We start from the raw sequence: 11,869 nt of genomic DNA, 5'->3' as shown, positions 1-11,869 counted from the left end.
CCTCGTCACTGCGCCGTGATCGCCTGGACAGGACAGCGGCTCGCCGCCTCGCGCACCGCGTCGTGCAACTCGGCGGGCGGCCGGTCGTCCAGCAGCACGACCGTGCCGTCGGCGTCGTCCTGGTCGAAGACCTCCGGCAGCGCGAGCGCGCACTGCCCGGAGCCGACGCAGGAGTCGCTGTCGACCTGGATTCGCACGTGTTCTCTCCTTCGTTACCAGGTGACCGGCAGCTCGTGCACGCCGTAGACGCTGACGTTCGTCTTCAGCGGCACCTCGTGCGGTGCGACGGCCAGCGCCAGCCGGGGGAAGCGCCGGAAGATCGCCGGCAGCGCGACGCGCATCTCCATGCGCACCAGGTTCTGCCCGAGGCACTGGTGGATGCCGTAGCCGAACGCCATGTGCCCGGCCGTCCGGCGGCCGAACTCCAACCGGTCCGGCTCGGGGAACCAGCTCGGGTCCCGGTTCACGGCGGGCAGCGAGATCGTGATCGACTCGCCGGCGCGCAGCAGGTGCCCCTCGAACTCCACGTCCTCCAGCGGCGTGCGGGGCACCCCGAAGTGGAAGATCGTCAGGTATCTGAGCAGCTCCTCCACCGCGTTGTCGATCAGCGCGGGCTCCGCCTGGAGCCGGGCCAGGTGCTCCGGGTGCGACAGCAGGGTGAAGGTGCTCAGGCCCAGCGAGCCCGCCGTGGACTCGTGCCCCGCGGTCAGCAGCAGCACCCCGATCCCGACGATCTCCTCCGTGGCGAGCGTGCCCTCCGCCGCCAGCATGCTCAGCAGCCCGCCGGTGTCGGTGTCGCGGTCCACGACGAGTTGCCGCAGCAGCCCGTACAGCTCGTCCATCGCCCGCGAGGCGTCCTCCGCGCTGGCCTCCAGGCTGAACAACGTCGCGCTGTTGCGCTGGAACTCCGCCCGGTCGCGGTACGGCACCCCCAGCAACTCGCAGATCGCCAGCGACGGCACCGGCAGCGCGAACAGCGACACCAGGTCGGCCGGCGGCCCGTGCTTCTCCATGGCGGTGAGCTGGTCGTCGACGATCCGCTCCAGCAGCGGCCGCATGTCCTTCATCCGCCTGGCGGTGAACTTCCCGGCCAGTTGCAGCCGCAGCCGGGTGTGCTCCGGCGCGTCCATGTCCACCAGCCAGCCGGGCAACGCGGGCGCGCCGAAGAACGGGTCCGCGCTCGGCCGCGCCACCGGCGCCCGCTTGAACTCCGACCGCGCGCTGAACCGCTGGTCGGACAGCAGCCTCCTGGCCAGGCCGTGGCTGGTCACCAACCAGCCGACGTGCCCGTCCGGATAGACCATCCGCCGGATGGGCGCCTCCTCCCGGTACTCCGCCAGCTCGGCTGGCGGGTCGAACGGGGCGACCCGCGCTGTCGGCAACGGAACCGGCTTCATATCCTCACCTCTTCCTTCAGGAACTGGGCCAGCCGCCGCACCCCGGTGTCGATCTGGTCGACGTCGAGGTAGCTGCACGACAGCCGCAGCTGCCGCTCGCCGCCACCGCCGAGATAGAACTGCGCCATCGGGGTCCAGAGCACGCCGTACTTGCCCGCCGACCGCTCCAGCAGGTCGACGTCGGCCGCTACCGGCAGGCGCATGCGCACGAAGAACCCCCCGTCGGGCCGGTTCCACTCCAGCCGGCCGGAGCGCGCGTCGCCGAGGTGCGCGTCGAGGGCCCCGATCAGGTGCTCCAGGTTGCGCCGGTAGAGCTCGGACTTGCGCCTGGACAGCTCCAGCAGGGACCGGCCGTGCTCCAGCAACATGCCCGCGATCACCGCCTGGCACAGCGGCGACGTGTTCACCGTGACCATGGTCTTGACCGTGGCGAGTTCGTCGGCGAGCAGCCTCCCGCCATGACCCACGCGCTGGTCGGCGACCACGTAGCCGACCCTGGCGCCGGGGAAGCACACCTTGGCGAACGTGCCGATGTGGATGACGCGCCCGGCCTCGTCGAGCGCCTTGAGCGGCGGCAGTCGCTCACCGGGCGGCGCGGTGAAGGCGTACGCGTCGTCCTCCAGCACGAAGAAGTCCTCGCGCTCGGCGAGCGCCAGCAGTTCCCGCCGCGCCGCCAGGGTCATCCGGCTGCCGCCGGGGTTGGAGAAGTCCGGCGCGACGTAGCACGCGCGCACCCGCCGACCCGCCCGCCGGGCCTGCCCGCAGGCGGTCGCGAGCGCGTCGAGGTCGATCCCCGCCGGGGTCTCGCCGATCGCGCGGCGCTCGATGTCCAGCAGCCGGGCCGCCCCGGTCATCCCGACGAAGCAGGGATCGGCCACCGCGAGCACGTCGCCGCCGGAGCGGAACAGCGCGCGCAGCACCAGGAGCATGGCCTCCTGCGCGCCCACGGTGATCACGATGGCGCCCGGGTCGACGTCGATGCCGTGGTCCCGGGCCAGGGCGTCGCGGACGATGCCGTTGATCAGCCCCCGGCCGGGCCCGTACTCGTAGAGCAGCCGTTGCGCCTGACCGGGCGTGCGGCCCTCGTCGCGCAGGTGTGCCAGGAAGCGGCCGGTGTACCGCTGGACGTCGATCTCGGTGAGGAAGTCCGGGTGCGGCGCGCCGGGCGCGAAGGAGATCGCGTCCGGGTACCTGCCCATCACCTCGTTGAGGAAGCCGATCGCCCCGAGCAGCGGGTCCCGCAGCGACGGATGCAGGGACTCCTGGTCGAGCCACCCGCCGCTCACCGGCGCGCTCCCGAGCGCTGCCAACGCCGTTCGACCTTGGCCAGGACGTCGTCGCTGTAGGCGCGGAACGCCTGGGCGTACGCGAACTCGGCCAGGTACTCCCGGAACACGTCCAGCGGCTCCTCCGCGAGCGTCAGCATCCGCCGGTTGGCGGCCACGGCCGGTGCGCCGAGTTCCCGTACGGCGCGCTCGATCGCGTCCGGCATGTCCTGCGGCGCGACGACCTCGTCGCAGATCAGCCGGCCCTCCGCGCTCGCCGCGGGGATGCTCCGCCCGCCCAGGATCACCTGCCGGGCGAGCCGCGCCCCGGCGAGCCTGGTGAGCCGGAGGTTGCCGAGCCCCGGCACGATGCCCTCCTCGGCCGCCGGCAGGCTGAAGTAGGCGTCGGGTTCGGCGATCACGCGATCGAGTACGAGCAGCAGCTGCATGCCACCACCGATGGCGAACGAGTCGACGGCGCCGATCCACGGCTTCGCGACCGTACGCTCCGACCAGGAGCCGGCCGCCACGTCGACGAGCAGGCCGCGGCACATCTTGTTGATGTAGCCGAGCTCCCGGCCCAGCAGGAACTCCAGCAACGGGATCGCGCCGTTGCGCAGGTCCTTGAGGTTGATGCCCGCGCTGAACACCCGCCGACCCTGGTAGCGGGGGTGGTCCACCTCCCCGCCACGCAGCACCCCGACGCGCACCTGGTCGTCCAGCAGCACCAGGTCGACGGCCGTCTCCAGGTCGGCGATCAGGCCGGCGTCCTCGGCGTTGAGGCAGTGGGCGTTGCGGAAGGTGACCTCGGCGGCGTGTCCCCGGCGTTCGACCAGCACGGCGCCCAGCTCCGCCACGCCCGTACGCCGGAAGTCGGCGAGCAGCCCGAGGGCCTGCGGGGTGGGCATCAGCATCGCGTCGATCAGGTGCCGCCCGGCCGTGGCCGAACGCAGCACCGCCGCGCAGAAGATGCCCTGGTCGATCTCCCGGCCCTCCTTGTCCGCCTGCGCGTGCCGCAGTTCGGCGCCCATCTGGGCGGCCGACGGCACGAGCCCGGGAAACCGCTCGGCGGCGGCCGAGACGAGCGCGGGCAGTCGCGGATGGCTGGTGCGGTCGTCGGTGAGCAGGTCGTAGACGGCGTCCACGTGCAGGGCGAGGAACGCGCGGCGCGCCGCCCGGCAGGCGGTGTGGATCCGGTCGGCGGCCTGCCGCTGCGAGTCGTCGCGCGCGGCCTTCGGGGGCAGGGCGGCCAGCATCTCCTCGCCCACGGCGACGTACGCGGCCAGTTCCCGCGCGTCGTCGTCGAGCACGCCGACGAGGCTCGGGGCCGCCGCCTCCCACGCCGGCGCACCGGTGGCGATCACGTGGCGGCTCCCACGGCCAGCCGCCGCAGTTCGCGGTCGCACGCGGCCAGGTGCACGCCGAGCGCGTCGTCGTACTCGGCGGCGGACGCTTCGAGCAGCAGTTGCCGGCGCACCGCGAGTTCCTGGTCGGACACGCGGCCCATCAGTACGGTCGCCGTGTGCAGCGCGTCGTCGAGGTCCTCGCTGACCTGGTCGACAAGGCCGAGTTCGGAGGCCTTCGCCACGGAGATGTCCATCCCCCAGATCACGATCTGGCGGGCCCTGGCGACCCCGAGGTTCTGCACCAGCCGGTAGACCGACATGCCCGGCCAGAAGTGCCCGTCGTTGACCGGCAGCACCAGCACCAGGTCCGGCGCGCCGATGCGGAAGTCGACGGCCAGCAGCAGGTCGAGCGCGGGGCCGCCACAGGGACCGCTGGCCACCGCGACGTTCGCGGCCGGCAGCCGCTCGAGCCTGCGGACCGCCCGTTCCCACCGGTTGACGTCGCGGATGCCGACCTCGCCCGGCCACGCCCGGCTCTCCGCCGCCGTGCCGTCGAGCCGCAGCACGACCACCGTCCGTCCGGCGCGTCTCTCCACCTCGTCACACATCGCGTTCACGGAGGCGGTCAGCTCCGCGAGCGGTCGCGTGACGTCGACCGTCAGCGCGAGTCCGAGCCCGTCGGACACGCCTGTCAATTCGAGGTGCCTGCTCATCGTGGCGGCCTCCCCTTCCGTCACCAGGCCACCAGGGCCATTTCGATAGTTGATCCGGGCCCCATCGTCATGAGGACGCCGAATTCGCCGGGCGCCGCGTTCCGCTCGGCGAGCAAACGCTCGTAGGAGAAGAGAAAGGACCCGCTCGACAGATTTCCGTGCTCCCGGAGGACACCTGTCGTGTGTCGCACGTCGTGTCGGGACAGCCCGAGATTCGCGCGCACGGAGTCGATCACCTTCTTGCCACCGGAGTGGATGATCCAGTGCGAAATGTCGGAGCGGCGCAGGTCCAGCCCGTCGAGCAGCTTTCCGAGCGCGAGCTCGGCGTGCGCGCCGACCACGTACGGCACGTCCTGGTCGAGATGGAAGCTGAACTTGCCGTGGTCGTCGTCCCAGTCGTAACGCATCGCGTCGACGGCGTCGGGAATGATGCAGCTGGAGAAGCGCAGGAGCGCTGGGCCGGTGGGGGCGTCGCCGTCCGGCCTGCACACCGCCACCGCCGCGGCGCCGTCGCCAAACAGGCTGTTGACGACCGACGAGCGCATCGTGCCGTCGAAGACGTACGCCGCCGAGCACGCCTCGATGCAGACCATGAGCGCCAGCTCGCCGGGGCGTGCCCCGGCCCAGCCCGCGACGGCGGTCAGGCCGTTCAGCCCCGCGTTGCACCCCATGCCCACCACGTCGAGGCGCGAGCAGTGCACGCTGATGCCCAGTTCTTTGATCAACAGCGCGGAGAACCCGGGCGTGATGAATCCGGTCGACGAGACGCAGCACAGGTAACGCACGTCGGACAGCGTCGCGCCGGCGGCCTTGAGGCAGGCCTCGACGGCTTCCCTGCCCATGGCCAGACCGTTGGTTACGTGTTTGCGCAGCAGTTCGCCCTGGCTTTCCGTACACCTCGAACCGTCGGGCCCGAGTGGCGGCAGCGTGAGGCCCCGGCGATCGATCGCGCTGTTGAGGAAGACCGACCTGATCCGCGGGTCGGTGATATGGAATTCGTCGAGCAGTTCACGCTGGCTGTACGACGTCGTCGGCACCGCGGTGCCGACCCCCACAATGCGCGGGGAATCGACCCGCTCCTTCACCCCGAGCCTCATCGACCATTCCTCCCCATGAAGTCGAGCCGGCTAGACTCGCCGTCGTGTCCAATGGAGTGCGTTACGAGAAGAGCGGCCATGTCGCCGTCGTGACCCTCGACCGGCCCGAGGTGCTCAATGCGATGGACCTGCGCATGCACCAGGAACTCGCCCAGGTCTGGGACGATTTCGAGGCCGACGACGACATGTGGGTGGCCGTGCTCACCGGCGCGGGAACCAGAGCCTTCTCCGTCGGCCAGGACCTCAAGGAGCTGGCCGAACGGGTGCGGGCGGGCAGCGCGGGCACGGCGACCTTCGGCAGTCGCGGCAAGCCCGGTTGGCCCCGGCTGACCGAGCGGTTCGACCTGACCAAGCCGGTCGTCGCCAAGGTGCGCGGGTACGCCATGGGCGGCGGCTTCGAGCTCGCGCTGGCCTGCGACATCGTGATCGCGTCGGCCGACGCGACGTTCGCGCTGCCCGAGGCGCGGCTCGGCCTCATGGCGGGCGCGGGCGGCGTGTTCCGGTTGACCAGGCAGCTGCCGTGGCGCAGCGCGATGGGGCACCTGCTGACCGGCCGGCCGATGACCGCCCGACGCGCCTTCGAGCTGGGCCTCGTCAACGAGGTGGTGCCCGCCGACGAGCTCGACGCGTGCGTCGACGGCTGGGTGGCCGACATCCTGCGGTGCGCGCCGCTGTCCGTGCGGGCGATCAAGGAGGCGGCGACGAAGTCGGTCACCATGCCGCTGGAGACCGCGTTCTCGACCCGGTTCGTCTGGGAGGAACGGCGGATGCACAGCTCGGATGCCGTCGAGGGGCCGCTCGCGTTCGTCGAGAAGCGCGAACCGCGGTGGCGGGGCCGCTGACCCGCCCATCAGCCGAGATAATCTTCCACGCCGCCCTCGCGGACGGTGTCCAGGGTGAAGCAGTGGAAGCCCCCGCCGAAGAGCCGGCGATGCCGGTGGCGGACCGGTACGACGGTGAAGCCGTTGCGTTCCAGCGTGCGCACCAGCTCCGGACACGCCTCGTTGACCAGGACCGTCCCCGGGTCGACCGAGAGCACGTTGAGGTCGATGAACGGGCTGGTGAGGATCAGGTCGTCGTCGTCGTAGCGGGGGAAGTTGTCGCCCTCCGGCTCGGGCGCGACGATGTGGTCCCACCTGCGCAGCGGCTCGGGGAGCTTCTCCACCACCTGGGCGGAGCGCACCAGCAGGGTGCCCGGCCGCAACGCCAGCACCATGCTGTCGATGTGGCTGTCGCTGAGCTGGTGCACCCGGTGGATGCGGAAGCGCCCCTCCAGGTGCCGTTCGAGCCAGTCGCACGCCAGCGCGTGGTTGGCCGTCGAGACGTTGGCGACGACGTCCCGGCCCAGGCGCAGGCACTGGGCGCCGTCGAACATCATCTCGAACCCCACGTCGTACGGCGAGGGACGCGGATCCTCGATCGCCTCGGTGGGCCCGCCCGCCGTGCCGGTCCGGACGTAGGACAGGTCGAACGACGCGTCGGTCATCATCGGCCGCGGCATGACCGTCCACCGCGCACCCCGTCGGAAGTACTCGGCGAAGATCGGCTTGAGCAACTGCGTCTCGAAGTACCGGGAGCGGATCATCGGTGGCGTCTCGATGATCTCGTCGCCGAGGATCAGGGTGTTGTCCCGCACGTTGAGCGGGGGGACGACGGCGGCCGACCACGCCGGCGTGGCCACCTCCACGGTGGACGCGTCCACGTCGAGTGGCCGGTGGACGGTGACCGACAGGGACTCGAGGGTCTTCGCGATCCCGTCGAGGTCCTCGCACAGTTCAGCGACGTAGCGCTGCTTGATCGGCACCCGGCCGGGCTCCGGCGTCGACCCGCCGGCGCCCCGCGCCGCCAGCCGTGGGTAGTACCACTCGGTGCGGAACGACCGGTTCTCCCTGATGTTGTCGTGGAAGAAGAGATCGAATGACAGCTCGCGCTCGTGCGACACGTAGTTCTCGGCCGACCCGACAATTACTTCCTTGAGCGGCGACCACTCATCAAAGCTGTTGAGCTGCATGCACTCCCCCGGGGCTGCATCCGATTAGTCTGCGCCGGACACCCGCAGTGCCGATGGTTCGGCCCCACCGGGAGGTGTCAAGGGGTGCGCGAGACTCTGACCCACAAGCGCTTTCATTCGCTGATCCGGGCGCCTGAGGCGTTCGTAATCACCTAATCACAGAGAATCACCTCGCGTACATGTGATCCACGTCACACTATTTGGGTCGTCCCGCCTTTCGCCCTTCCGGTAGTCTCGCCAACGCGGTCCACCCATTCAGCCTGCTCAATCGAGTCGTGGGTGATCAAAAGAGACGGACGGGGGTCTCTGCGACACAAATTCCGAGTTCAAACGCGGCGACCATACGCGCTGGCGATTAATCGCGAGATGGTGCCGAAACAATTCCTGCCCGGAATTCTCGCCAATCCACACAGGAGCGATGGGATTTATGCGCGCCGTACACGAAGGCGATCCGGTCTACGACCGTTTCCAGTTCTTGATGAACGCCCCCGCGTTGTTCAACGCGGTGGCCACCTCGGTCGAGCTGAGGATCTTCCACTTCCTCGCCGACCGGCCGGAGTCGACGTTCGACCAGATCCGTGAGTTCACGGACCTGCCGCCGCACCAGCTCCGAGTCCTCCTCCAGGCGGTCTGTTCGACCGGGCTGCTGACCCGGCGCGACGGCCGGTATGCGAACTCGGCGGTCGCCCAGGACCTCCTCGCCTCCGACGACGAGGACAGCTGGGCGCACATCATCGTCGGCTGGAAGGAGGTCTACTACCCCGCCTTCGCGCAGATGACGAAGGCGCTGCGGGCGGGCACCAACACCGCGCTCGACGCCTACCCCGGCGACGAACCCACGCTCTACCAGCGACTTTCCCGCAATCCCGAACTCGAGGCGGTGTTCCACCGCGCGATGAGCGCCTTCACGCTGCGCTCCGTCGACGCGCTGGTCGAACGGCCGGAGTTCGCCGAGGTGCGGCACCTGCTCGACGTCGGCGGCGGTGACGGCACGACGTCCATCCGCCTCGCCGCCCGCCACGGTCAGCTCAAGTCGACGATCTTCGACATCCCCAGCGTGTCCAGACTCGCCGACGGCAAGACGACCTCGCTGGCCGACCGGGTCGACCTGCTCCCCGGCAACATGTTCATCGACGACTTCCCCCTCGGCCCGGACGCCGTCCTCTTCAGCCACGTGCTGGAGATCTTCTCCGACGAGCAGATCCTGGCGATGCTGAAGAAGGCGTACGACGTGCTGCCGGCCGGCGGACGCGTATTCCTCTACGGCTACAACGTCTCCGACGACGAGACCAGCGGCATCTTCTCGGCGCGACTCGGCCTCTACTTCAACGTGCTCGCGAGCGGGCAGGGAATGGCCTACCCGGCGGCGGACTATGAGCGCTGGTTGCGTCAGGTGGGTTTCCACAATGTGACGACCGTTCGCGGCCTTCCCTTCGAACACGGCCTCAGCATGGGCACCAAATAGCATCGACTACCGAATCAAGCGCGGAACCGGAAGGCTGTCCACATGCTTCTCGAGAACGCCCTCGCACACTATTACACGCAGGTTCAAGAGGCACTGCGAACGCTGCTGGGCAATTCAGGTTCGAGCGAGTTCACGCCCGGTGTCGACCTGCCCGAACTGACGCCCGCGGTGCGTGAGTACCTTTCGGCCTCCGAACTGAGGCACACCCGGATGGGCCAGTACCGCGGCAAGGACCTCTCGCTGCTGGACCTGACCCGCAATCCCGGGACGATGACGACCAAGACGTTCGCCTCGCTGGTCATCGTCGCCCGCGCGGTCCGGCACATCCAGAGCACCGGCGAGCGCGTCACGATCGTCACGCCGTCCTCCGCCAACAAGGCCGTCGCCATGCGCGACGCGGTGCTGCGGGCCATCACCGCCGGGCTGGTCACGCCCGACCAGCTCAACGTCGCGGTCGTCGTGCCGGCCGGCTCCGTACACAAGATCCGCGCGTCGGAACTGCTCACCGACCCGCACCTACGCGTCCGCAATCCCATCGCGGTATACCGCGGCGAGGTGGCGGGAACCGTGAAGACGATCGCGCGGAACATGATCGACAAGCACGGGGAGGCGCTGGAGAAGAGCGCCAAGACCAATCTCTGGTACACCCTCCAGTTGGAGAACTACCTGGCCGCCGACGTGGTGCGGGCGCTGGCCGAGGCCGAGTTCTTCCCGCCGGCCACGGATGAGCCGCGGCTGCACGTGCACGCCGTGTCCAGCGCGTACGGCCTGCTCGGGCACGCGTACGGCCGGGAACGGTTCGACGGGCCCGGCCTGCCCTCGCGGTACTTCCTCGTGCAGCACCTCGGCGCGCCGGACATGGTGATCAGCCTCTACCACGACGGCGAATTCGACACCGCGCACCTGCCCGCCTACTCCTACGAGGCGGAGTCCGGCCACTACGTCCAGCGGGAGAGCCCACACTTCCCGGCGGTCACCTTCGACCCGCGGGAGACGCTGGACCCGACCTTCTACACCAGGACCCCGGTGACCTCGCCCCGGATGAACTCGCTGATCCACAACCAGGGCGGCGGCGGAGTGGTCGTCTCGCTCGCCGAGTGCCTCGAGCGGTTCGGCCAGGTGCGCTCCCTGCTGGGCGCGGCCGGCGTGCCGATCGCCGCGAACCCGACCGCCCTGCGCGAGTGGTCGCTGGTCATGGCCGTGACCGGGATCCTGAACGCCATCGACCGGAACCTGGTGCCGGAGGACGACATCGTCGTGCACGGTTCCGGCTGCTACTCCGTCGGCGACTTCGACGAGGTGACCCTCCGCGACATGCACGAGGTCGGCACCGACGACGACTCGCTCAGGAACGTGGTACTCGAAGCCACCGCGCTGTGACCGCCCGCCGCCGCTTGATGAGGAAGGGACCCTCCCGATGCGCCTGAACAGCTACGACGACTTCTCACCGCTCAAGGAGGTCGTCCTCGGCTCCGCGGCGAACTACCTCGAACGCATCCACGACCTGTCGTTCGACATGTTCGTCAGCGACAACCTCACCGGCGCCAAGGGGTACTACCCGAGCATCACCGACTGGTACGACGCCGCGTCCCGCGCCAGCCGCAACGAACCGCACCGGCTCGCGACGAAGAAGCGCTTCCTCGGCGAGCTCATCGAGGACGTCGAGGGCATCTCGACCATCCTCGAATCCCTGGGGGTGCGGGTCCTGCGGCCGATGCCGCTCGACCCGCAGCCGAAGGACGTCGCGACCCCCGCCTGGTCGGCGCCGGTCACTCCCCCGCTGAACGTACGGGACAACACGCTGATCCTCGGCGACGAGATCATCGAGACGCCGCCGACCCTGCGGGCGAGGTACTTCGAGACGCAGTTCCTCAAGCCGATCTTCATGCGGTACTTCGCGGAGGGCGCGCGCTGGACGACGATGCCCCGGCCGATGATGACCGACGCCTCGTTCGACCCGGAGAACGTCGCGAACGCGGCACCCAACATCGAGGTGCCGGTGCACCCGCAGCCGTCGCCGTACGACGTCGGTCCCGAGATCATGATCGACGGCGCGAACTGCCTGCGGCTCGGCCGCGACCTCATCGTCAACATCTCCAACGCCAACCACGCGCTGGCCTGCGACTGGCTCGAACGGCACCTGGCGGGGCGCTTCCGCGTCCACCGCATGCACAAGCTGACCCAGAGCCACATCGACAGCGTGGTGATCCCGCTGCGGCCGGGCACCCTGCTCATCAGGTCCGAGCGGGTGCTCGACTTCCTGCCGGAACGGCTGCGCAGGTGGGACACGATCGTCTCGCCGGTGCCGGACGTCAGCGACTACCCGCAGTACGACAACGACGACCCGATCCCCGCCAGCCCGTACATCGACCTCAACCTGCTGTCGATCGACGAGAACACCGTGCTGGTCAACGACGCCTGCAAGACCCTGATCCGCACGCTGGAGGACCACCGGTTCACGGTGGTACCGGCGCGGCACCGGCACCGCCGGCTGTTCGGCGGCGGCTTCCACTGCTTCACCCTCGACACCGTCCGTACCGGCGGCGCCGAGGACTACCTCACCTAGGAGGGGCTC

General features: G+C 69.7%; 11 protein-coding genes. 4 read left to right on the top strand and 7 right to left on the bottom strand.

Features of this window, described 5'->3' with window-relative positions:
- Positions 1-5: 5 nt before the first annotated feature.
- Genes CLT72_RS25930 through dpgA form a run of 6 tightly spaced genes read right to left on the bottom strand, consistent with a single transcriptional unit; the run spans position 6 to position 5,818 of the window.
- A complete protein-coding gene (locus CLT72_RS25930; protein ID WP_101413990.1) occupies positions 6-197 on the bottom strand; it encodes a ferredoxin in 192 nt (63 codons plus the stop codon).
- 15 nt (positions 198-212) lie between these two features.
- A complete protein-coding gene (locus CLT72_RS25925) occupies positions 213-1,397 on the bottom strand; it encodes a cytochrome P450 (RefSeq protein ID WP_101413989.1) in 1,185 nt (394 codons plus the stop codon).
- Positions 1,394-2,683, bottom strand: a complete 1,290-nt coding sequence (locus CLT72_RS25920) for an aminotransferase-like domain-containing protein (RefSeq protein WP_250100792.1) — start codon at positions 2,681-2,683, stop codon at positions 1,394-1,396. Before CLT72_RS25920 ends, CLT72_RS25925 begins: the two co-directional genes overlap by 4 nt.
- A complete protein-coding gene (gene dpgC / locus CLT72_RS25915; protein ID WP_350822051.1) occupies positions 2,680-4,026 on the bottom strand; it encodes a (3,5-dihydroxyphenyl)acetyl-CoA 1,2-dioxygenase DpgC in 1,347 nt (448 codons plus the stop codon). Before dpgC ends, CLT72_RS25920 begins: the two co-directional genes overlap by 4 nt.
- Positions 4,023-4,694: an enoyl-CoA-hydratase DpgB gene (gene dpgB / locus CLT72_RS25910; protein ID WP_199184647.1), complete on the bottom strand. Its 672-nt coding sequence runs from the start codon at positions 4,692-4,694 to the stop codon at positions 4,023-4,025. The genes dpgC and dpgB overlap by 4 nt, the downstream gene beginning before the upstream one ends.
- A 47-nt stretch (positions 4,695-4,741) precedes the next feature.
- On the bottom strand, positions 4,742-5,818 hold the full coding sequence (gene dpgA / locus CLT72_RS25905; protein ID WP_101413988.1) for a 3,5-dihydroxyphenylacetyl-CoA synthase DpgA: 1,077 nt from the start codon (positions 5,816-5,818) through the stop codon (positions 4,742-4,744).
- A gap of 44 nt (positions 5,819-5,862) precedes the next feature.
- On the opposite strand from dpgA, the gene dpgD reads away from it, so the two are divergent.
- On the top strand, positions 5,863-6,660 hold the full coding sequence (gene dpgD / locus CLT72_RS25900; RefSeq protein ID WP_199184646.1) for an enoyl-CoA-hydratase DpgD: 798 nt from the start codon (positions 5,863-5,865) through the stop codon (positions 6,658-6,660).
- 8 nt (positions 6,661-6,668) lie between these two features.
- Here the strand turns inward: dpgD and CLT72_RS25895 are convergent, their stop codons facing one another.
- Entirely contained in the window at positions 6,669-7,829 is a 1,161-nt protein-coding gene (locus CLT72_RS25895) for an amidinotransferase domain-containing protein (RefSeq protein ID WP_101413986.1), read from the bottom strand.
- A 427-nt stretch (positions 7,830-8,256) separates the two neighbouring features.
- Here CLT72_RS25895 and CLT72_RS25890 point away from each other — a divergent pair, with 427 nt between their 5' ends.
- From CLT72_RS25890 to CLT72_RS25880, 3 genes are read left to right on the top strand one after another with little or no spacing between them, the layout of a single operon-like run.
- Complete coding sequence (locus tag CLT72_RS25890) at positions 8,257-9,294, top strand: methyltransferase (protein WP_101413985.1); 1,038 nt, start codon at positions 8,257-8,259, stop codon at positions 9,292-9,294.
- 42 nt (positions 9,295-9,336) lie between these two features.
- Positions 9,337-10,674 (top strand): DUF6002 family protein, encoded by a 1,338-nt coding sequence (locus CLT72_RS25885; RefSeq protein ID WP_486484331.1) that lies wholly within the window; start codon positions 9,337-9,339, stop codon positions 10,672-10,674.
- Positions 10,675-10,711: 37 nt separating this feature from the next.
- Positions 10,712-11,860 (top strand): amidinotransferase domain-containing protein, encoded by a 1,149-nt coding sequence (locus CLT72_RS25880; protein WP_101413983.1) that lies wholly within the window; start codon positions 10,712-10,714, stop codon positions 11,858-11,860.
- Positions 11,861-11,869: the final 9 nt, after the last annotated feature.

This window comes from Micromonospora sp. CNZ309 (assembly GCF_002846525.1).
The sequence above is the reverse complement of the archived record's forward strand: the minus strand, read 5'-3'. Positions and strand labels throughout refer to the sequence as shown.